This is a genomic window from Bosea sp. BIWAKO-01, assembly GCF_001748145.1.
Classification (GTDB): Bacteria; Pseudomonadota; Alphaproteobacteria; order Rhizobiales; family Beijerinckiaceae; genus Allobosea.
Genome location: NZ_BCQA01000002.1, coordinates 288,594 through 309,309, shown reverse-complemented (window position 1 = coordinate 309,309; position 20,716 = coordinate 288,594). Strand labels below are relative to the sequence as shown.

The 20,716-nt window shown below is 62.9% G+C and carries 21 protein-coding genes and 2 pseudogenes; 10 read left to right on the top strand and 13 right to left on the bottom strand.

Annotation, left to right across the window (positions count from 1 at the left end; all coding sequences use genetic code 11):
* Positions 1–184: 184 nt before the first annotated feature.
* A pseudogene (locus tag BIWAKO_RS33195) lies at positions 185–1,077 on the bottom strand (LysR family transcriptional regulator).
* A 113-nt stretch (positions 1,078–1,190) separates the two neighbouring features.
* Here BIWAKO_RS33195 and BIWAKO_RS33190 point away from each other — a divergent pair.
* From BIWAKO_RS33190 to BIWAKO_RS33180, 3 genes and pseudogenes are all read left to right on the top strand, one after another.
* Positions 1,191–1,931 carry an SDR family oxidoreductase gene (locus tag BIWAKO_RS33190; RefSeq protein WP_069883226.1) on the top strand — a complete coding sequence of 247 codons (741 nt, stop codon included), beginning with the start codon at positions 1,191–1,193 and terminating at the stop codon, positions 1,929–1,931.
* Between the two features lie 76 nt (positions 1,932–2,007).
* Entirely contained in the window at positions 2,008–2,793 is a 786-nt protein-coding gene (locus BIWAKO_RS33185; RefSeq protein ID WP_201788733.1) for an SDR family oxidoreductase, read from the top strand.
* A gap of 36 nt (positions 2,794–2,829) precedes the next feature.
* Positions 2,830–3,533 (top strand): annotated as a pseudogene (locus BIWAKO_RS33180) (IS6 family transposase).
* Between the two features lie 133 nt (positions 3,534–3,666).
* Here BIWAKO_RS33180 and BIWAKO_RS33175 read toward each other — a convergent pair.
* Entirely contained in the window at positions 3,667–3,873 is a 207-nt protein-coding gene (locus BIWAKO_RS33175; protein WP_069883225.1) for a hypothetical protein, read from the bottom strand.
* Between the two features lie 415 nt (positions 3,874–4,288).
* A complete protein-coding gene (locus BIWAKO_RS33170) occupies positions 4,289–4,528 on the bottom strand; it encodes a helix-turn-helix transcriptional regulator (protein WP_069883224.1) in 240 nt (79 codons plus the stop codon).
* Positions 4,529–4,568: 40 nt separating this feature from the next.
* Between BIWAKO_RS33170 and BIWAKO_RS34670 the strand changes: the two genes are divergently transcribed.
* Complete coding sequence (locus BIWAKO_RS34670; RefSeq protein ID WP_074471711.1) at positions 4,569–4,748, top strand: cold-shock protein; 180 nt, start codon at positions 4,569–4,571, stop codon at positions 4,746–4,748.
* Between the two features lie 64 nt (positions 4,749–4,812).
* On the opposite strand, the gene scpB is transcribed toward BIWAKO_RS34670, so the two are convergent.
* Both scpB and BIWAKO_RS33160 read right to left on the bottom strand, forming a co-directional pair.
* Positions 4,813–5,514, bottom strand: a complete 702-nt coding sequence (gene scpB / locus BIWAKO_RS33165; protein ID WP_069883223.1) for an SMC-Scp complex subunit ScpB — start codon at positions 5,512–5,514, stop codon at positions 4,813–4,815.
* Positions 5,515–5,517: 3 nt separating this feature from the next.
* Positions 5,518–6,474 (bottom strand): DUF1403 family protein, encoded by a 957-nt coding sequence (locus tag BIWAKO_RS33160; RefSeq protein WP_069883222.1) that lies wholly within the window; start codon positions 6,472–6,474, stop codon positions 5,518–5,520.
* A gap of 269 nt (positions 6,475–6,743) precedes the next feature.
* Between BIWAKO_RS33160 and BIWAKO_RS33155 the strand changes: the two genes are divergently transcribed.
* The 3 genes from BIWAKO_RS33155 to BIWAKO_RS33145 are packed head-to-tail and all read left to right on the top strand — an operon-like array spanning position 6,744 to position 8,474.
* Complete coding sequence (locus BIWAKO_RS33155) at positions 6,744–6,989, top strand: type II toxin-antitoxin system Phd/YefM family antitoxin (RefSeq protein ID WP_069883221.1); 246 nt, start codon at positions 6,744–6,746, stop codon at positions 6,987–6,989.
* Positions 6,989–7,393, top strand: a complete 405-nt coding sequence (locus BIWAKO_RS33150) for a PIN domain-containing protein (protein WP_069883220.1) — start codon at positions 6,989–6,991, stop codon at positions 7,391–7,393. Before BIWAKO_RS33155 ends, BIWAKO_RS33150 begins: the two co-directional genes overlap by 1 nt.
* Before the next feature lie 13 nt (positions 7,394–7,406).
* On the top strand, positions 7,407–8,474 hold the full coding sequence (locus BIWAKO_RS33145) for a tyrosine-type recombinase/integrase (RefSeq protein ID WP_141740455.1): 1,068 nt from the start codon (positions 7,407–7,409) through the stop codon (positions 8,472–8,474).
* Between the two features lie 501 nt (positions 8,475–8,975).
* Here the strand turns inward: BIWAKO_RS33145 and BIWAKO_RS33135 are convergent.
* The 7 genes from BIWAKO_RS33135 to BIWAKO_RS33100 all read right to left on the bottom strand — a co-directional run bounded on the left by BIWAKO_RS33135 (position 8,976) and on the right by BIWAKO_RS33100 (position 15,828).
* On the bottom strand, positions 8,976–9,494 hold the full coding sequence (locus tag BIWAKO_RS33135; RefSeq protein ID WP_069883218.1) for an RES family NAD+ phosphorylase: 519 nt from the start codon (positions 9,492–9,494) through the stop codon (positions 8,976–8,978).
* A complete protein-coding gene (locus BIWAKO_RS33130; protein ID WP_069883217.1) occupies positions 9,491–9,880 on the bottom strand; it encodes an MbcA/ParS/Xre antitoxin family protein in 390 nt (129 codons plus the stop codon). The genes BIWAKO_RS33135 and BIWAKO_RS33130 overlap by 4 nt, the downstream gene beginning before the upstream one ends.
* A gap of 590 nt (positions 9,881–10,470) precedes the next feature.
* Positions 10,471–10,785: a WGR domain-containing protein gene (locus tag BIWAKO_RS33120; protein ID WP_069883215.1), complete on the bottom strand. Its 315-nt coding sequence runs from the start codon at positions 10,783–10,785 to the stop codon at positions 10,471–10,473.
* A 201-nt stretch (positions 10,786–10,986) separates the two neighbouring features.
* On the bottom strand, positions 10,987–12,216 hold the full coding sequence (repC, locus tag BIWAKO_RS33115; RefSeq protein ID WP_069883214.1) for a plasmid replication protein RepC: 1,230 nt from the start codon (positions 12,214–12,216) through the stop codon (positions 10,987–10,989).
* 284 nt (positions 12,217–12,500) lie between these two features.
* The gene (gene repB, locus BIWAKO_RS33110) at positions 12,501–13,541 is read right to left on the bottom strand and encodes a plasmid partitioning protein RepB (RefSeq protein ID WP_069883213.1); all 1,041 of its coding nucleotides are present in this window, start codon (positions 13,539–13,541) and stop codon (positions 12,501–12,503) included.
* Positions 13,538–14,749 (bottom strand): plasmid partitioning protein RepA, encoded by a 1,212-nt coding sequence (repA, locus tag BIWAKO_RS33105; RefSeq protein ID WP_069883212.1) that lies wholly within the window; start codon positions 14,747–14,749, stop codon positions 13,538–13,540. Before repA ends, repB begins: the two co-directional genes overlap by 4 nt.
* Before the next feature lie 851 nt (positions 14,750–15,600).
* A complete protein-coding gene (locus BIWAKO_RS33100; protein ID WP_069883211.1) occupies positions 15,601–15,828 on the bottom strand; it encodes a helix-turn-helix domain-containing protein in 228 nt (75 codons plus the stop codon).
* A 116-nt stretch (positions 15,829–15,944) separates the two neighbouring features.
* Between BIWAKO_RS33100 and BIWAKO_RS33095 the strand changes: the two genes are divergently transcribed.
* Genes BIWAKO_RS33095 through BIWAKO_RS33085 form a run of 3 tightly spaced genes read left to right on the top strand, consistent with a single transcriptional unit; the run spans position 15,945 to position 17,881 of the window.
* Positions 15,945–16,400, top strand: coding sequence for an antitoxin Xre/MbcA/ParS toxin-binding domain-containing protein (locus BIWAKO_RS33095; protein ID WP_069883210.1), 456 nt, complete (start codon positions 15,945–15,947; stop codon positions 16,398–16,400).
* Between the two features lie 6 nt (positions 16,401–16,406).
* A complete protein-coding gene (locus BIWAKO_RS33090) occupies positions 16,407–17,036 on the top strand; it encodes an HAD family hydrolase (RefSeq protein WP_069883209.1) in 630 nt (209 codons plus the stop codon).
* A gap of 50 nt (positions 17,037–17,086) precedes the next feature.
* Positions 17,087–17,881, top strand: a complete 795-nt coding sequence (locus BIWAKO_RS33085; RefSeq protein WP_069883208.1) for a metallophosphoesterase — start codon at positions 17,087–17,089, stop codon at positions 17,879–17,881.
* Between the two features lie 1,252 nt (positions 17,882–19,133).
* On the opposite strand, the gene BIWAKO_RS33080 is transcribed toward BIWAKO_RS33085, so the two are convergent.
* A complete protein-coding gene (locus BIWAKO_RS33080; protein ID WP_141740454.1) occupies positions 19,134–20,378 on the bottom strand; it encodes a hypothetical protein in 1,245 nt (414 codons plus the stop codon).
* Between the last annotated feature and the right edge of the window lie 338 nt (positions 20,379–20,716).

Here is a 20,716-nt window from a genome sequence, read left to right as displayed (position 1 = left end):
AAAAGCTCGTCGTGAAGCGCCAAATGCAGACATTGGGTACTCGCCTGGAAGCGGACGGCCGTCGTCCCCTAAGTCTTGCAGCAACGCTGCTCAGTGGAGGGCAGAGACCCCGTCGAACAGCGCAGCCTCGGTCCTCGGTACAGGCCTTCCGCCGCCGTAATCTGCGCGACCACCACGCAAAGCCTTAGACCGTTCGTGACCGGAACTGTTCGGCCATCCAGTCGATGACGATTCGCACGCGCGGCGAAAGCTGCCGCGCGTGCGAATAAAGGACGTGGACGGGCAGCGGCGTCGGCGGGTAGTCCGCCAGGATCTCGACGAGCGCGCCGCTGGCCAGTTCGGGAGCGACGCGGTAGCGCGGAACCTGGATAAGCCCAAGTCCGAGGCAGGCGCAGGCGACGTTGGTCTCGGGCCCGGTCACGGTCACCACCGCCGGCGGCGTCAACTGCCGCTCCTTGCCGCGATCAGTGAAGATCAGCGGACTGACGCTGGCCGCGTCGGGCGCGAACAGGCCAATGATGCGATGGTCCTCCAGATCGTCCGGCGTCCGCGGCTCGCCAAACCGTTCGATGTAGGACGGGCTAGCGAAGGTGCCTCGGCCCAGATCCGCGAGCTTGCGGCGGATCAGCGGGCTGTCTGAGAGTGTCCCTGCCCGCAGGATGCAATCGAACCCTTCCCGCACCATGTCGAGCGCCTGATGCGCCTCGCCGATATGCAGGCGGATGCCAGGATAGGTCTCCAGAAATCGGCCAAGCCCCGGCAGCAGGAAATGCCGGGCCTGCGTGCCATGGACATCGATCCGGACGAGGCCGCTCGGCTTCGCTCCGGCAAAGGCGCCTTCGGCATCCTCGAGATCAGCGATCAGCGCCAGACAACGCTGGTAATAGGCCTCACCATCGAGCGTTGGGCTGACCTGCCGCGTTGTCCGCTGTAGCAGGCGGACCCAAGCCTCGCCTCCAGCCCTTTGATCGCATCGGTCACCGATGAACGCGGCAGGCCGAGATCGTCGGCTGCTTGCGTGAAGCTGCGGCGCTCCACGATCCGGGTGAAGACCCGCATGGCATCGAAACGATCCATTGTTCGCTCATTCGAATAGTGATGCCGGATATTGGCTGATTATCCAACACAAGGGAACGTCCATTCTCTCCTCACACCCGCCGGACACCGGCAGTGAGCCAAGGAGAAAGAGCATGACGAACCAGAGCAGCAAGGTCGCGATCGTGACGGGCGCTTCCGGTGGTATCGGGGCGGCGGTTGCCGAGCGTCTCGCCAGCGACGGCTTCACCGTGGTGGTGAACTATGCCGGCAATGCCGCGTCGGCCGAGGCGCTCGTCGCCCGGATCGAGGCCGCGGGCGGCCGCGCCGTCGCCGCCCAGGCCGATATCGCGGATGTCGAGGCAGTACGCCGCATGTTCGACAGCGCCGAGACCGCTTTCGGCGGCGTCGACGTGTTGATCAACAATGCCGGCATCATGACCCTGGCGAGCATCGCCGACAGCGACGACGCCCTGTTCGACCGCCAGATCGCCGTCAACCTGAAGGGCACCTTCAACACCCTGCGCGAAGCGGCCAAGAGGCTGCGCGATGGCGGCCGGATCGTGAACTTCTCCTCCAGCGTCGTCGGCATGCTGCAGCCGGGTTATGGCGTCTATGCCGCGACCAAGGCCGCTGTCGAGGCCATGACGAGCGTCCTCGCCAAGGAGCTGCGCGGCCGCAACATCACCGTCAACGCGGTCGCGCCCGGCCCCACCGCGACCAAGCTGTTTCTCGACGGCAAGCCGCAGGAGGTGATCGACCGCCTGTCCAAGCTCGCCCCGCTCGAACGCCTCGGCCAGCCCAGGGATATCGCCGACGCCGTCGCGTTCCTCGCAGGACCGGACGGCGCCTGGATCAACGGCCAGACCCTGCGGGCCAATGGGGGGATCATCTGATCGCGCCGCCTGCGAAACACCGGGACCTTCGACCTCAATTCCAGTTCACTCAAGGACCATCGTCATGCCCAAGAACCTGTCCAAGCAAGTCATTCTCGTCACCGGCGCCTCGTCGGGCTTCGGCCTCATGACCGCCAGGGCCCTCGCCCAGGCCGGGCACACCGTCTACGCCTCGATGCGCGAGACACGGGGGCGCAACGCGCCGCAGGTCGCAGCCGTCGCGGAATGGGCCAAGGCGGAAGGTGTCGATCTGCGCACGGTCGAACTCGACGTCCAGTCGGACGCTTCCGCCGACGCAGGCGTCGCCAACCTCCTCGGCGAGGCCGGACGGCTCGATGTCGTCGTCCACAATGCCGGCCACATGGTCTTCGGACCGGCAGAGGCCTTCACTCCCGACCAGTTCATCCAGCAATACGACGTGAACGTGCTCGGCGCGCAGCGCGTCAACCGCGCCGCGCTTCCCCATCTGAGAGGTCAGCGCGAAGGCTTGCTGGTCTGGGTCGGATCGAGTTCGACCCGTGGCGGTACGCCGCCCTTCCTGTCGCCTTACTTCGCCGCCAAGGCGGCGATGGATGCGCTGGCCGTGTCCTACTCCACCGAGCTCGCGCTCTGGGGCATCGAGACTACGATCATGGTGCCGGGCGCCTTCACCAAGGGGACCAACCATTTCGCCCATTCTGGCAAGCCCTCCGACGAAGCCCGCGCGGCGGAGTACGAAGCTGGTCCCTATGCCGGCGTCGCGGACAAGGCGCTGAAGGGCCTTGCCAGCCTCGAACCCGCCGATGCCGATCCTGCCGAGGTCGCCCGCGCAATCGTCCGCGTGGTCGACGCGCCTTTCGGCAAGCGGGTGTTGTCACGTTAACTCCGGCATGGCGGCAAGCCGTATAGGCGGGCGTGCATGACCCTGCCCACCATCAGCTACAAGCGCCATCGGTTTCCACCCGCGATCATCGCCCATGCGGTGTGGCTGTATTTCCGCTTTCCCTTGAGCCTTCGCCTGGTGGAGGAAATGCTGCTGGAGCGCGGCATCGCCGTATCCTACGAGACGGTGCGGCGCTGGGCCTTGAAGTTCGGGCGGGGTTACGCCCGCCGCCTGAAGCGCAAGAGGCCGAGCCGCCGAGACCTCTGGCATCTCGACGAAGTCGTCGTCACCATCGCCGGTAAGAAGCACTGGCTCTGGCGGGCGGTCGATCAGGACGGCTATATCCTGGATGAGATCGTCCAGACCCGGCGAGACACCAAGGCAGCACGGCGACTGCTGATACGCCTTCTCCAGAGGCAGGGCTCCGCGCCCCGGCGGATGATCACCGACAAGCTCGGGTCCTATGCCGCTGCCCGGCGCCAGATCATGCCGACGATCGAGCATCGCGCGCACAAGGGCCTCAACAACCGCGCCGAGAACTCACACCTGCCGCTCCGAAAGCGCGAGCGGACGATGCAAGGCTTTCGATCTCCGGGGAGCCTGCAGCGCTTCGTCGCCGTCTTCTCCGCCGTCCGCAATCTGTTCGTCCCGCCCCGGTCTCGTCGCTCCGCGCTGCCACCCATCTGCATCGTCTGCGCGCCATGGCACAATGGAATGCCGTGGCCGGTGTCGCCGCTTGAACCTGTCATCAGGCCCAAAGGTCTTGGCGCCCGCCGGCAGTTAACGTGACAACACCCGGCTGCATCCCCCTAGCCTACCGTGGCAGGCTCGGATCGCACCATTCCAGTGACAATGCCGAGCGCACGCCTTTCGTCAGAGCGTCGAGCCCTTGCGCGACTTTTCCTGCTGGACAAGTTCCTGAAGGAGTTGGTGAGCAAGGGTCTCATGTGCCACCCGCGGGTTCGTTTCGGCGGATTTGCTGCCGTAGGTTGTTGTGACGATCAGCATCTTTCGGTCAACTTTGAAGGTCCCCGAATAGGTTCTTCCGTCGATCTTGATGTGGATCGCATGGCCTGACATGGAAACCTACTATGGAAAAATGCCTCGTGAATGAAAGCTCGTCCACGCCTCCCCAAGAGCATACTTCCACAAGGGGCAGGAGACCACACACAACGAAATGTGCCAAGGCAGCGGGATCAACAAGCCTGACCAGGGAATGACATTGTCCCCGCGCCAGCCCCGGATATGCCGGATATCGAACTGGCGCAGATCATTCAGCCGGGTTTTTTGCATCCGACCCGGCCGACGTGCCTGCCTTTCTGCCGCCTTGCCGCCTTGCCGCCGATGGCGTCGTTTCTCCTAGCCCGGTCGACCTGCCCCTTGTTGCGGGGAGCTTTCCATGCAGTGGCGGGTCGCATTCCGCCCGACGGAGAACTCTCCGCCGCGCTCGGATTCGCGGACGCGGCTGCGATGTCTATCCGTCGCGGATTCGGCTTTACTCGTCGAGATTGCATTGCCAGGCGCCGGGACTGGTGCCGACGATCCGGGTGAACACTTTGGTGACGTGGCTTTGGTCGAAAAAGCCGCAAGCGAGTGCGATCTCGCGAAGGGAATGGCGCGGCTGCCGCAAGAGGTCCGTGGCCGCCTCGACACGCCGGTGCGGCAGCCATTGGAAAGGTGCGAGGCCGGTCGAGGTGCGGAAGGCCGCCAGAAGTAACTGGTCGACAAGCCGCAAGCGTCGGCCAGTGATTTGAGCGCGACCGAACCGTCGAGATTTGCCGCGAGAAGCTCGGTGCTGCGCCTCGGATGATGGCGACCAAGACGCCCTCGTTCATATCAGCGCGGCCGAACGAGCGGGCATGCGCGACCTGCGCGAAAGACAAAAGATTTCCTACGAACTCGTGCCGGACAGGCGGTCGGGCAAAGCGTCAGCCGAGAATCTTCGCGCCGAGTGACTCCTCCAATTGAATGCGAGGGCCGGGCGGAATCGCCGAGATGATCTCGGCTCAGAGCCGAGGCTCAGTTCCCCGTCGCGTCCAGATCATTATTGGCGAGGCCGTCGCCTTCTGCGTCGACCTCTCCCTCATCGCCGCCGCCGATCGGGATCTCCTCGGCCAGCACCGTATCCTTCGTCAGCAGGCCGGCATCCTCGAGCTTTTCGAGATCAGGCAGGTCGCGCAGACTGGCGAGACCAAACACCGACAGGAATGTCTCGGTCGTCACGTAGGTATAGGGTGCCCCAGGCTCGGGGCTGCGCGGCCCGGCCGTGATGACGCCGGCGCGCTTCAGCGCCGCGACGATGTCGCGGCTCATTTCCTTGCCAAAGACCTTGCCGAGCTCGCTGCGGGTGATCGGCTGCAGATAGGCGATGCCGGACAGGAACAGCATCTCGGTCTGTGACAGGCTGGCGGCCGCTTGCGGCGCTCCCGAAGCCACCCGCACGGCCGGCGCAAAGGCGCCCCGCGTCCGGTGCTGCCAGCCGCCGGCGACGGCGACCAGGTCGTAGGGTCGGCCGCGCAATTCCTCGCGGATGTCGGCGATGATGAGATCGATCGCACAGTCGCGCCCGACAACCTGCGCCAGCACCTCGCGCGAGACCGGCCCGGGCGCGGCAAAGATCACGGCCTCGACCCTGCCCATCCATTCGCGCCAGCGCAGTTCGGGCGGCAGCTCGGCCAGTTCGGTGTCGAGCGCAACCTCCGGTTTGGGGCGACGTGCCATGGCTCACAGCCCATAAATGCGAAAGCTCGGCCGGCCCGACAATTCGCGCAGTGCGCCGAGCGACACAAGCCGATCGAACAGACGGCGCAAGCCGCGATCCGAAATGCCGCCGATTTTGGCCGAACCCGCCAACGCGTCATCGTTCAGGAAAGCGGCAATCACCGCCCCCGCCCCTTTCGCGCGCAGTTTGGGCGCCGCGGCCTGGAGGGAATCAGAGCGGCGCGCCAGCTCCCCGGCCAGGTCGATCGCGCCAGCGGCCGCCCTCGCATAAGCCAGGGCCAGCGCCGGCTGCCAGCCCTCCCCGCCCGGGCGCGGACGTCTTCCCGCCGCTCCGATCCGGATACCTGGTTCCAGCATCGCAGTGGCTAGGAGTGGCACCGGCAAAACCCATTTGAACTTTTGGGCGAGCACCGCGTCGGCGAGCCAGAGCGCCAAGATCTCGGCATCCGGGCGCACTTTGACGACGCGCTCGCTCAACTCGGCCACGGCGACGATCGCCGCTCGGGCCGAACCGGCCGCTTCAGAGGCCAGATCCGCCAGCGCCTTAAGCTCGGTCGCGCTCAGGGCCAACCCAAAACCGCTGGCGGCGCGCGCGATCGCCGCTTCCGACCAATCGGGCGAACGCCCGGCGAGTTGCCGCCAGGCCAGCAGGACGCGTCCGGCCGGACCGGGATCATCGCCGGGCCGGCGCAGCAACTGCGCGTCGCGCAATTGGCCGAGATCCTCGCGGCGGCCGATCAGGCGCAGGCTGGTGGCCGCCGCCTGCAGCGCCAGGCGCTGCCGAAACACCCCGCTCCAGGCCGGCGTGTCACGGGCAATCGGATCGAGCGCCGCGAGGCTGGCGCCCGCCTGAAACACCGCATCAAGCGCTTCATAAGATTGCGGTTTTGGCCGGACCCAACCGGGGACCGGGCGGACGGTCGCGGGCGGCGGAGGCAAGGTGGCGCTGCGGTGGAGCATCTCCGCAGCGTAGCAAGTAGCGGCGCTTTTCGCCAGAGATATCGTATTAAAGCGCCGCGCATGTCGTTTGCCAAAAATGATGATAATCTTGCATTATCATTCATATCTGCCATGATCCGAAAAGGCTCACTCGGGCCGCGCCGGATCGCCTGAGCAAGCTGCGAGCCGGAACCGCCGCCCCCCGCTCCGGTCGTCCGGCCGGCGAGGACATTGCATATGGTTAACGGCGGGCGTAACAAGCTAGCCTGTCTAGCCAGGAGATTCGCGTGATGGACTGGCCGCTGCAGGATGCCAAGAACCACTTTTCAAAAGTGGTCCAGCGTGCGCGCAGCGAAGGCCCGCAGGTCGTGACGCTGCGCGGCGAAGCGGCGGCGGTGATCCTCTCCACCCAGGCCTATGAGGCACTGCGTGCGGCACAGCCGACGCTGGTCGATGATCTTTTGGCCCCGCCGCTCTGGGACGAGGCGCTGGCACGGGCGCTCAGGCCGGCCCCGGTCGATCGCGAGTCCGTCTGATGTACCTGCTCAGCACCGATTTTGTTGCCGAGGTCCGCGCGGGATCAGCGCCGGCGGTTGCGTGGCTGCGCGCCGTCTATCCTTTGGGGGTGTATCTGAGCGTGATCACCCTCGGTGAGCTCGCCCGGGCCATCGCCGCGCAGCGGTCGCACGATCCCGACCAGGCAGCGCAGCTCAGCGAGTGGTTGCGCAAGCTCCGCCATGACCATCACGATCGCATCCTGCCGGTCTGCGATCGCGTCGCGGCCGCGTGGGGCCAAATCCCCTCCCCTGCCCCCGATGCCGTGGCGGACGCGCTGCTTGCGGCGACAGCGATCGTCCATGACATGCTGGTCGTCAGCCGCCGGCCAAGCCAGTTCGAGACGATGGGCGCCTCGGTCGTCAATCCCTGGGACGTCCGCTGATGGCGGCGCAGTCATGAGCAGCGAGACAGGGCCATCCGGAACAGCCCTCCCCTCCCCTCCCACGGCGCCCGATGCCGCTGCTCACGGAGGTCTCTCGCCGCAGCTCGAGGATCTTGCCGGCCGGGCCCGCCGCTATGTCGAAGCGGCCAGCTCGCCGAATACACGCCGCGCCTATGCCTCGGACTGGAAGCACTTTTCGGGCTGGTGCCGCCGCCAGGGCATTTCGGCCCAAGAGCCCGATCCCCAGGTCGTCGGGCTCTACATCACCGCCCTCGCCTCCGGCACCGCCAGCGGCGACCGGAGGCCGTCATCGGTGAGCACGATCGAACGCCGCCTCTCTGCCTTGGCCTGGACCTACGCTCAGCGCGGTCATCCCCTCGACCGGCAGGATCGCCATATCGCCACCGTGCTCGTCGGCATCCGAAACACCCATGGCCGTCCGCCTGTCCAGAAAGAGGCGGTGCTGCCGGAAGACGTCATCGCCATGCTGGAGACGCTCGATCGCGGCAGCCTGCGCGGCCTGCGCGACCGCGCCATGCTGCTGCTTGGCTTCGCCGGCGGTCTCCGGCGCTCGGAGATCGTCGGCCTCGATGTTGGCCCGGATCACAGCGACGATGGCCGCGGCTGGGTCGAGATCCTCGACAAGGGCATGATCGTGACCTTGCGCGGCAAGACGGGCTGGCGCGAGGTCGAGATCGGTCGCGGCTCGTCGGACGCAACTTGCCCCGTCGTCGCGTTGCAGACCTGGCTCAGGTTCGCCCGGATCGCGCACGGGCCGCTGTTTCGCCGCGTGACCGGCCAGGGCCGGGATGTCGGTCCTGAGCGCCTGCTCGACCAGGAGGTCGCGCGCCTGGTCAAGCGCACTGCCCTGGCTGCCGGCGTCCGCGGCGATCTCCCCGAGGCGCAGCGGGCCGAAAAATTTTCCGGCCACTCGCTCCGGGCCGGCCTCGCGTCCTCGGCCGAAGTCGACGAGCGCTATGTCCAGAAGCAGCTCGGCCACGCCAGTGCCGAAATGACCCGGCGCTACCAGCGCCGCCGCGATCGCTTCCGGGTCAATCTGACGAAGGCAGCCGGCCTTTAGAGCTTAGCCTCGGGCCCGCAGCGAGATTCGGCTCGGAACGGTCGGCCGGCGCGGCTGCGGGCTGAGTGTATCTGCAACTTTCAAAGTCGCTAGAACGCAGGGGCGGACATAGTCGCGCATGTCAGCGCGCCAGCGCTCCGTCATCAGCTCCCAGCGCAGCTGATGCTGACGTCGGACCGTCTCATGAAGAGCCTTCGCTGCCGCTTCGACAGCGAGTTCAACGCGATTTGTCATCACCCCACGCCCCTCGTCTACGCATCCCCGAGCGCTATGCTATGGGCAATGCACGCCAAGCGAAATGGGCGGATCGCGCAATCAGCCAACAATTCACTGCGCAACAGCTTGGGAGCCACGTTGCACCTTGCGGCTCAGCCAACCCGGTCATGCCGCAGCCGAACTGCCCCACCGTGATCAGCGCCGCGCGATCGATTCAGGGTGAACCTGACCAAGGCCGCCGGGTTATAGCCGCCAACGTCCCCTCCCCTTCTGCCCGATCGGAGGTCAGCGCCACGACAGCTGATCCTTCGGAAGCCGACCGCTGGGATCGAAGACCGTCACCTTGTGCGGCAGATCCGGTCCCCAGCGCCAGAGCACGAGGTTGAGATCAGCCGCTTCGGCGCCTGGTGCGAAGCTTGGCACCCGCAGACCGGCGATCCCCCGTGCTTTGAGCCGATCATAGACCGACCACGAAGCCGGCCGGTCGCCCTCGGCAAGAGCTCCTCCCCAGGCACAGGCCAACTCATCGCGCTCGACCGCATGCTCTCTCCTGCCCTGCTCCGTCGTCAGGTCAGCGATATCCTCACAATCGATCTCATAGGAACACAACACACAGGGGTCGATGCGATGCGCAAAACCCTGGTTGGCCTCCTTGATCGCGGTCATGATGCTCAAGCCGAGATACAGCGCAGGGACCCCCTTTGGGTTGAAGCGGGCGCCCCTGATCGCCGCGCCGTCCCCCGACAGCGGCTTGAAAGCCCAGCGCGGATCATGTGCCCGGTAGCAGGTCCCGACAAACCTCACGCAAAGCCGCCAAGCGCCATGTGGTCGAGATAGTCCCGAACGGCCGCAGCCTTACCCTCCTTAACTAGTGCCTCGGCGGTTCGTCCGCCGAAGGCCGGCAGGGGCTGGGCCCGATACCAGGCCATCGCCTGCTCCTTGCCACCCGCCCATTCGGAGACGCGGCTGATGATTTCGAGCATTTCGCGGAGCCGGCCCTGGGTCCGTCTTGCACCGCTCCGCTCGGCTCGGTAAAGCGTCTCGCGAGCGAGACCCGCGGTTTCGGCGAGCTGGGTCTTGGACATGCCGAAGCCGTCCGCCAGCTGAGTGATCGCAATCCTGCCGGCTCGGTCCATATAGGACAGGATCAGGGATTCGCTCTGCAGCGGAGCCTTCACAGCTTGAGCCATTCTGCTCTCCTTTGCCACATCCAGTCACACATCGACCTGACAGAATATATGGCACTCATCGCCCAGGTTCAACCTCGGGCCCCCATTCGAAGCCGAGCTTGTGCTCCTGACAGGCCCGCACTCGATCAACCATCGCCAGGCTTGGCTCGAATCTGTGGCATTCAGATCCAACGCGCTCACTCAAAGCGCCAGCCATCCGAACGAGCCGTGGCTGTAAATCTCGGCCGTTACCCTGCGAGCTCATCGCTCTCGCCGGACCAAGCCGCAAAATGCGCCGCCATGGCCTTCAGCCGTTCGACCGGAATGTCGTGCGCGGCCGCGCATTCAAGCTGCTGCGCCAGGAAAGCCTCCCCGAGAAAATGCTGACTTCACCGGGCAAACGGACATCAAAGAACCAACGAAGCAATCGCGACGACCACGGCGCTCCGAAGCATAACCGCGTTAATACGAGCCATTGAGGCTTCCGCGTTTTCAGGCGTACGCAAACCGATGGCCTCCTTATCGAAGGCACCTTTCTGCGGGAGTACGCCGGGTACGATGCCATTTTGCCTCTCGGTGGCAGCCGGCGCGCAGCTGTTACCCCCCAGCAACTAGGAGCGCCGCGTCTCATCCGATACAGGCTCATTGTCTCCAGCCGTGGTGCTGACGATGCGATAGCCGCGCTTCGTCTTTCGAAGCAGCCAATCCTCCAGCGCCTCAGCCGCTTCGTCGAGATCTCTGTACAGATCCAACCGTCGCCTGCCGAAATTGCCCCATCGCCCCCACTCGCGCACGAGAGCGAACTCGTCAAACAAAGTTGGCTCGACGGCCAGGACATAAAAGCGCGCCATGTTGCGCGCCTGGTCTCGCCGTTCGAGGATCAGCATTTGCAGCTTGTAATGAGGAGGTTCGAGCACGTGTTCCATGCTGCCACTTCATCCTCACACCCTGACGACGTCCAACGCAAAGCTTGAATCGATTGGCGATTATCGATTCACCGGATTGATGCGAGCCACCCGAATAACACTCTTGTTGGTTCCCCTCCCCCACCCGCAAGCCAGAGTTCGCCTCGTCACGCGAGGCAGGCTGCAGCGGCTTCATTAACCTTAACGAACTTCTATTGACGATCACGCACTTCGCCTATCGCGCGTTCGGGATCCGATCAACGCCATCAGCATTGGCCCCAAGGAGAACTCCCCTGCTTCCGCTCGCCGCGTTAGGTTCCTCAAATAGCCCCCCGCGCTAGTGATCGCTTCAGCCCTCTGCAGGATGGCAGCGACCACGATCGATGCCTCTATCTCGCCCAAGACCGCCAGTGCCTCGGCCCAGGCGCTCGGACTAATTCCGAGGATCGGCCTGACCACCGCTACCGTCGCCACCAAATCCCTCCAACTCGAGATACCGCCGCGGCTGTAATCAATAATGTCCGGGCAGGCGTCCAACACCATCCCTAAGGGGTAGGCGCGAACTGGCAGGCGCATTGCTTCCAGTTCTCTCTCCGAAGCGGCGCCCCTGCTTTCTGGAAAGCTAGGTTCAGAGTCAGTGAGGGAGTCTGGTTTTGAACTCTGTATATGACGCTCAGTATGAGACTCATTGCCGCTCATATTTTGATTTTTAAGGTGCATTTCCAGAAGGCTATGCACCTCGTTCGCAAGTACAGAAAGCTCCTGCGCTAGCGGCTCCAGGACCGCTACCGAGCCCTTCCGCGGCAACCGCCCGAGGATGGTAAGGAGTTCGCCCTGAATATCGGCCCAGCTCGCGGGACCTATCCCCTGCCGCTGAGTCGGGATGCCCTCTTCTATCCCCATCGCTATCATCTTCGTGAGGTCGCGACGGCAGATCGTGATGCGCTCTCGCACAAGCTTCAGCGCCCGCTCTTCAGCGCGAACCTCTTCGGCCCAGGCTTCGAACTCCTCGGCCCGCGCAACAAGCGGTGCCAAATCAAACCCAAAAGCCAGCTCGATCTCGCCGTGGCTGCCCTTGCGGGCATAGCGCTTGCCGTTTGGGCTGTCGCGGCGAACGATGAGCCCCGCATCGACAAGAACAGCAAGATGCCGGCGCAGTGTCGCCGGTGCCATGCCATGGGCACGCAGACAGAGTTGGTGGTTGGACGGGAAGACGATCAACCCTTCGCCAGTCAGCACGGTCTCCGGATGAAAGGTCAAAAGGGCATCCAAGACGGCAAGCGCACGCTCGGACACGCCGACCCGGACCTTCGCCGCGCAGATATCTCGAAACACATTCCATTTATGAGTCGCCTTGGCGGGCGGGCAAGTGTCTGCGATCACTTGGCCTGCAACATGCGCAAGCGTCAGCGTTCGCCGCCCAAAAGGCGTCGTCGAAAGTCGTTTTTCCATGGATCTTCGCCTGATTAGGGCAAAAGAATTCCGCTCGCCGAAATGGCGCTCAAATCCCAACGGGACTCTTGACGGGGATTCAGGGAAGTGCGATTCTCAAGTTGCGGACTATGAGAAGGGCTTCCGGAACACCGTTTCGGGGGCCTTTTTCTTTGCCTACTGCAGTTAGCTTCGTTGTCGACCAGGCCTTTGAGAACTCCACACCGTCGGGCCTAGTCTAGCTGCTCCCATTCCCTCTCCTTCATTCTTCGCGTTTCAAAACCTTGCCAGCTGACAAGGTCTTCTCACCCGGAGCCCTTCGCAGCACTCGCTTGGCTCAGATATCGGTCCATCAGTGATGGCAGTTCGCCCCTGAGGAACTCTGCGAATGAAGCCGCATGAGCTCGATCAACGACAAGACGCACCTCTTTGGAGGTGAAACTCGCTCGCCCGAGTCGGTCTCCGGACCCGGCAAGCAGTGCGACTTCCGTCTGAGACGGCGAGGCTGATGGCTGCACAGTCGCAAGGACTTCGCGAAAACGCTCGTCAGAGGGCAACGACAAAACCTTGTCAGCTGACAAGGTTTTCCGAGCCAGTTCGAGCATCGCCGGCTTTTCCCCAAGGGCTCCCGCCAACTCTAGCCAGCGCGGCCGGCCCACCTTTGGCGCGCGACCAATCATTGTAATCAGATCGATTGGCAGCGCGCGCCAGACGGAACGCATCCGCGCCATTTCCTGGTCATCCAACGACAGTGCCGCTTTGATGTCGCGCGGCTTAATTCCGGCGTTCTCCATTCGCCACGCGAACAGGGCGCGCTCGATCCAGGTCAAGTCCTGGCGGCTGCCATTCTCGAGACCCTGCGCAACCACCAACTCGGAATCAGTGAGGGACCGGAGCAACGCCTTGACCGGAACACCAAGGTCGCGCGCAGCTCGGACACGGCGGTGTCCGTAGATGACCTGGTAACGCCCCTCCAGCTCCGGGTGCGGCCGAACCTGGATTGGGATCTGTTGTCCTTCTTCCAGAAACGTCTTTCGAAAGGCCTCAAACTCCGCCGGAGAATCGTCCGCTAACCGATCAGGGAACGGAGACGGATCAATCAGCGCCGGATCAAGTTCCTTAAGGCCAGCGGCCCCGGACTCGACCAACGCCTTGAGCCGATCGCGCTCCTCGCGAATATCGGATAGCGTCCGCTGAGTGGCTCCGATTACTCCAGCCGGAACTCTCGGAGGCGGGGTGTTCAGCGCGCTGTCGAGGTTCGGATCCGTTTCGCTTGCGGCGGAACTCGCGGTCAGCGAGAGCGCCCCAAAGCTGGAGACGATCGAGCGGCGAGGCGGCTTACTCATGCCCGCCCCCAGGTCTGCTTGATGAGATCCAGAATTCCTTCGTTGACTGCGTCGAACGACTCCCGTGCGCGCTTGAACGCATCTCGGCCGATCTCCCCCGACTCGAGTTCATAGATGCTACGCTTCGCGAGCCCTGCGGCTTCAACTGCAGTGCTCTCGACTGCCGTCGGCGTCATTACGTCATCAGGGAATAACGTCCGCAGCATCGAAACAATCTCGGTCTGCGGCTTGTCGTACGGATTGTTGCGAGTGACCAGATAGCGAAAGAAATCCTGACGCATCGTAGCATTCTCGCCGGCGATCACATTAATCAGGTCACCCATCATCAACAAGAATTGGCTCATCGACGCCACATCGAGCATCGCTGGATGGATCGTCACGATCATTCCCGTCGACGCGTAAATCGCGCCGAGCGTCAGATAGCCGAGGGAAGGGGGCGTATCGAGCACAACAACATCGTAGTCAGCTTCCACCTCGTCGATGGCCAAGCCCAGGCGCTCGAAGAATAAGCTGTCTGTCTTAGTTCCTCGTGCGAGCACGCGGGGCGTGTCGTACTCGAACTCCATAACCTCGAGGTTGCCCGGGACAAGATCGACGCCGTCAAAGTAGGTTTTCCGAATGATCTCCCGCATCGGCCGGCGCAACTCGTCGTATCGCAATGCCGCCCAGATCGTTTCGTTGTCGCCAACGTCGATCTCCGGCTGCGCACCAAACATCGCAGACAGTGAAGCCTGGGGATCGAGATCGATGGTCAGTACCCGATAGCCCTGCAGAGCGAGAAAGTGCGCCAGATGCAAACTCGTGGTGGTTTTCGCCGAACCGCCTTTGAAGTTCGCAACTGCGATAACTTGCAGATGTTCGCCACGGCGCCGGTGAGGCAAAAAGCGCAGTGCCTCCGAAGGCTTCTGTTGAGCAAACAGGCGCCGTAACTCATTTACCTGCGCAAGCGTGTAAGCTCGATGATTGTTCTCAAGCCGAGCGGGCAGGGGACCTTTGCCCTCGTTCGACATCAGCTTAAGGGTCGAGTCAGGAATAGAGGTAAGCTTCGACACCTCATTCGTTAGAAAGTGTCGCAAATGCTTCTGTGCGTGAGGCGGGTACATCCGTTCACGCAGGACATTCAGCTGACGTGACAGGACACCGGCGTGCCGCCAGACGCGCTCCGCGGCTTCACTATGGCGGATATCCTTCGCCAGGGGGTCGGCCATTGGCGCTTCTTGTCCTCATTGTCGGGTTAAGGGCGTTCTAGCGCCCATTGCCCGACAAGCTACGCCACGATTCTCCGCGGGCGTCCAGCCATTTAAGGTTAATGGATTCTGACCTTTGTGGAACCGGCGCCGAACCAGAGCTTTTCAAGTTGGCCACTACGGAGAATAGACAATATATATCATTGGCTTACCGGATCGAATGTGCCGCCTTCCCTGATACGTTCCGGGCCAACCAACAATCGGCCACAAGTCGCGTCAGCCGATGGCCAGCGAGGCTCGCACAGCTGCCAGATTGGTAGAATCAGGAGCTAATTACTCTGGGCCGGCAGGCAGAATAATTCTGGCTCGACAATCTGCGCGCCACATCTGTCCCTCGGGGAGTTGAAACGATCGCTTCCACCTCGACCGGTCGCCTCGTGAGAGCCGCAGCAACACCGGCGGCGGCGATGTTGCGATGATCGTCCGGCAGGATGCCGATCTAAGACGCCGGACAAGATGGCTCACGCGCGATTGGTATCGCAGCTCCGGAAGTAAACTGGGATAGCTCTGACGCCGCTCAACCAGCGGACAACATCACGACCTTGTCGGGAAGTTCGCTTTCGCTTGCCGAAGAGTGGCTCGAGGGTGCCGAGCGTCCGATTTGTTTGCGCAGGCGAGGGCGAAAGAGGAGACGCATGCCCGGGCCGCTGTCGCGGCGGCAGTGCTGGCCTCGAGGGCAGGGGACGACCTGCCAATGCGCAAACCCCGGCGCCTGCCGGGCGCGCAGCGCACCTACCACTTGGGCCACTAGCCGATGCACCGGGATAGGTCGCGGCACCGCTGCCAGTGGGACGCCTCGCAGCGCGGATGCCTCACTCGCCAAATTCGGTGCTCGGTCGTGTCAAAAGCGCAGCCGCTTCGACACCGAGCTCCCGGGCGATCCTATCCAATACGTCGACGCTTGCGCTGTAGCGACAGCGCTCGATTGCACTGACGTACGTCCGGTCGACCCCTGCTCTAAGAGCGAGTTCTTCCTGCGACAAACCTGCGGTGCGCCGGTATCGCCTTATGTTGGCCGCCAGGACCTCACGGATTTCCATCCGATGGAAAGAGCTGGATTGTAGAGTATTTCACCACGGAGTATACTCAACACGAATCTCGAATGACGCTGCCGTGCGGCCATTCGTCAAACTCGAATCCACGTAGGAGCCAAGCGGTGAAAGAACCAACCGACGAAGAGCGGGCGCGCTTGAGCGGCTCCGTCATGCGCGTGTTCGTCAACATCGTGAAGCGATGGGATCTGCCGGAGCGGAGACAGCTTCAACTTCTTGGCTGCAGACAGCGAGAATTTCACCGCTGGGTTCGCCTCTCCCGATGGCACAAGCCGCTGGTTCTCGAAACAGACACCATGATGCGGATCTCGGCGATCTTAGGAGTCTTCGCCGGCTTACGGCAGCTTGTGAACACCGCCGAGGAGGAAAGGCGTTGGCTCTTGCGCCCAATTGAGGCCGAACCGTTCGCTGGGCAGGCACCGATAGAACTTTTGTGCGTGTCGTTCGAACGTCAAATGGACGTTCGGCAATGCCTGGCAGGCGTCGTCCGTCACATCGCCCCAAACGAAGCTGACGAGAACTTTCGGCCGTACACCGTCGACGACATAAAGTGGCACTGAGGCTCGATGACTGAGATCCGCGCCATTTGCTTCGATGCCTTTGGCACCGTTGTCGAGATCACCGATAAGCGGCAACCATTCCGCGCGCTTCTTGCGAGCGAGCCTTCAAGAGTCGCAGCCGTGCGGGCGCTTACTCAGCCGCTCGGACTTCGCGAGCTTTCACGGAAGATCGCCACTTTCATTGATGAAGACAAGTTGGCGGAGCTTGAGGGCGATCTCAAGGCCGAGTGCGCTTCGACCCGGGCAAGGCCGGGCATGGATGGGGTTTGGGCGGCAATGCGACGGGCGAGGCTCAAAATCGCCATCTGCTCGAATCTAACGGCGCCATACGAAGAAGCGCTGATCGAGTGCCTCCCGGGCTTCCCGGACGCGTTCATTCTTTCCTTTCAAACCGGGCTGATGAAGCCACAGAAAGAAATCTATCAGCTGGTTTCCTCGCAGCTCGAACTTCAGCTGTCACAGATATTGTTCGTCGGCGATAGCCTCGAAGCCGACGTGATGGGCCCCCTGGCTGCAGGCGCCTCCGCAATGCCGATCGTCGAGTTCGAAGCGTCTTATGCCGCGCGGCCATCGATCTATGCGCCAAGCAGGATCGTCAAACTCTTCGCCCGAATTGCCGCTGCCCAGGCAGGCTGAAAGCTCCGGCCGCCCGCCCGAGCACGCCGCCATCTACGAATGGATATAGAATGCGCCTGCTAGTGGTTTCCGACCTTCATCTCGAATGTGGAAGGTTCGAGTTTCCAGCCCCGATGCCCGAATTCGACGTGGCCGTTTTCGCCGGCGACATCGGGCAGCCAATTTCCGCAGCGGCTCAGTGGCTGGCCACACAAAGGGAAATCGGACCGCTGCGAGATAGGCCGATTGTGTACGTTCCAGGGAACCACGAGTTCTACGGAACCGAATTCAAATCCAATCTTGCCAAGGGCGTGAAGGCGGCGGCGCTCGCCGATGTCGATCTGCTTTTTCGCCGGACGGTCATCATCAACGGCGCCCGCTTCATCGGATGTATCCTATGGACCGATTATCGGCTGTACGGGACGCCGAAGCCATCCATGGTCTATGCCGGGGAAACGCTGAACGATCACCGCCTCATACGATATCGAGAAGAGAGCGGGCACTATAGCCGGTTCATGCCATGGCACGCTGCAGCTGAGCACAGGCTCGACTTGACGTTTGTCCGGCACGAGCTTGCGATACCTCACAGCGGCCCGACTGTCGTAGTCACTCACCATGCCCCTCATCCGGATTCGATCGAGTCTCGGTATCAGGGCAGCCCGCTTACCCCAGCATTCACTTCTGACCTCAGCAACATCATCGAGGAGTTTCAGCCTGCACTCTGGATCCACGGTCACGATCACGGCTCGCATGATTATCGTGTCGGGCGGACACGCGTCTTCGCCAATCAGGCCGGCTATCCAAACCTTCACGGCGATCGGGAAAATCAGGGATTCAACCCACGCTGCGTCGTTGAAGTTGCTTAAGCGGAAGGGGCCTCGTCGACCTGTCGGCGCAGCGTTCGGGCTTGAACAGCGGTGGAGGTAAACAGCGTCGCCCACGATGACGAGCGACTGGGTAGGGTAGGGGAGGGGAGGGGTGGTCGGACTTTAGCCCGCGGCGAATCCCGACAGTGCGGGGGAACTGCGGCGAAAGCGTCGAGAAGTTCGACCTGGAACGCCTGGGGGCAGTTGCTCGCACATTGGAATGGCTGAAGGCCAACGAGGGTGCCATCCGAGCCGTTCTAAAGCTGTCAAATGAACCCCGCGAAACGGTATTGCGCGGGCCCCGGCGAGACGGTTCATGATGGAAGGCCAAGGCAGGCGGGAACAATTTTTTGGCGGATAATAACAAGCAGTAATTGCCGGGAGATCGTATTGGGCTCGGCACGCCTCTGATTAACTGACCGACTGCAGCACAGGGATATCCAGTGCGTACACATCCACGCTTGGCTCTTCCAGAAATGCGTCGACGCTTCAGCCAGATGCACGGCGCTGTCTTCGTCGCCTTGCTGCTGCTGTGTGGTGGCCCTGCCTACGCCGCCGGATGTATCATGGACACAAGCCGATGCACTGGGTGCGGCTGCAAGGGCGGGCCCGGATATCGGCATGTCTCAAGCGGAAGGTGCGTCGGCTTCCGCGACATGCCGAGAATGTGCGGTAGCCCTCCTGGGACAGCCTGCGTTTTCGAGAACGCCCCCGGAACCGGGGCCAATCGCGAGTGTGCTTTAGCGCCTCGTGGAAATGGCAACCCGGGAGGAACGCCGTGATGGGAGCCGGCACCGTTCCATTAGATGAGCGCGCCGGTTCAATTCTCAAGGCCTGCCGCCGCTTTTCGGATCCCGTGCCGGGCAACTCAAACTAGCTGCGGTGGTCGTCGTGGTGCGCGGACGAGCCCTACCCAGAACCGGTCCAATGCTCATGGTGGTGACGAAGCTTCAACGTAGGGGCATTTTTTGCGTGCCAATACGCTCTTGATCGGCGCGGCGTCCGGCGCTGTCTTGATGGCAAGCCTTTTGCTCGGCTCCTTCATTCTTCGCCGGGTGTTTCGATTGGCAAAGCCGGGTCCCGGATCATCGCTGCTGCCCGAAAGCCGACCTCCTGGCGCACAGCGGCACGGCCGAAAGCTCCCCTAAACGGACCCCGCCAATATCCGCTCTCAGGATTTCTGGCTCGTCAGCGGCGCGACGATAGCGGGTGCCAATTCAGCCCAATTTGCGAAGGTCTGTGCGGAGGGCCATCACGGTCCGATGTCATACTTCACGAGACGTGAGCGGCAGCTGATCCACGCAGCACTGCTATCCCGCGAAAAGCCAATCGCACATTCGCTCATCCCAGGGCTGGGTATCTCTTGAAGCACCTCGCCCGTTTCCATGGAAATGAGGGCAGCGGTTGGTCCTCGATCTTCTGTGAGCATTAAGATCAGCGCGTATCGGCCATCCCGGCTGATCGCAGGCGCGCCGTAGCTCGACGATGCCTTTGCTGTCCCACTGACGGACCAGATCAGCCTTCCGCTTGGCAATTCACGCAGTTCGGCGCTGGTGCCTGTGTCAGGCGTCCATTGGGAACAGTCCGAGCCGCTGCGATCGCAGTTTCCGCCAAATGCGCGCAAATTCTTCATCACAAGCACGTTGCGGCCGTCGGGACTGAGCGCGAACTCTGTCCGCCAGATCGTGACGCCGACAGGGACGATCTGGGGCCGCTCACCTTGAACCCACAGGACCCATTGATTGGGTGAGAAGGCGATCAGGGCATGGATACGGCCATCGGCGCCCACAACCGATGCGACCGCATTGGTTCTGGCATTCCCGGTGAGGCCGGGCACAGCATTCTTCTCGATTGATTGTATGACTTGCCCGGTGCGCGCATTCACGAACGCGATGGTCGGTTGTGGATCAGCATGCTCGGGTTGGTAGTAGGCGCCCCTGGTCCCGAAAGCGGCCACGGCCATGCCGGCTTGCCCCGCCCAGTATAGCTCGTCCAGAGGGCCGGCCGGGCTCAGGAGGTCCGGCAGTTGCTGCGTCGTGCCGTCCACCGAAAAGAGGAAAGGCTTGAGCGGCCCCAGGGCGAGGCCGCCAGGTTTCGAGGTCTTCTGTCTGACACCCAGGACCGAGCGCGCGTCCTCCGACCACGCGAACGGCAGGTCGCCACCGGGAATGAGGCCGGTCACGCGCCCATCGAAGCGCTGGAGAACGGGCTCATCCTCCATAGCAGCGAGCCATAAACCATTGACGCTGTCGAAAACGAAGACAGCGCTCCCGTCCAGCGACAGTGTCGGCGGAGACACGGGATAATTGCTTAGCGGAAATCGGAGGCAATGGACCTTCGCAAGCGTCAGCGGGCCGGCGCCGAAGGGTGCATAGACCGCGACAGGATCAATGGCCCCGCTGCCGCATCCAACGACCACCGGAGTGGCCGCTCCCACCTCACAAGCCGTGAATGTCGACCACAGAAGCAGAGTTAGCACTGGGAAACGATAGCGCATGATGCCCCGCGCAAAGTTGGGTCCTGGTGTGAGGCAAACCTGACGGCTTTGCTATTCTGGCGGCAGCGACCGGTTTTCGGTAGTCGATACATATTCGGAAGCCACCCATCTCGGTCGTTGCGCTCGCCTACCCGTCCGCCTGGCGCCAGCTCCAGACATTGGCGCACGGCCCGGAAGCGGACGTGAGGAGTGTGCTGCCGGAGCCCCGCTCTCAATGGCCAGCGGAACGGCGTCGTCAGCTGGAAGAAGGATACGCCCGTCATTCGCAGTGGACTGTTCCTCGCCCGTGTCCGCGGCAGGGCCGCCTAGTCGCGGCCGATTGGAGTGGTCCTGATAGT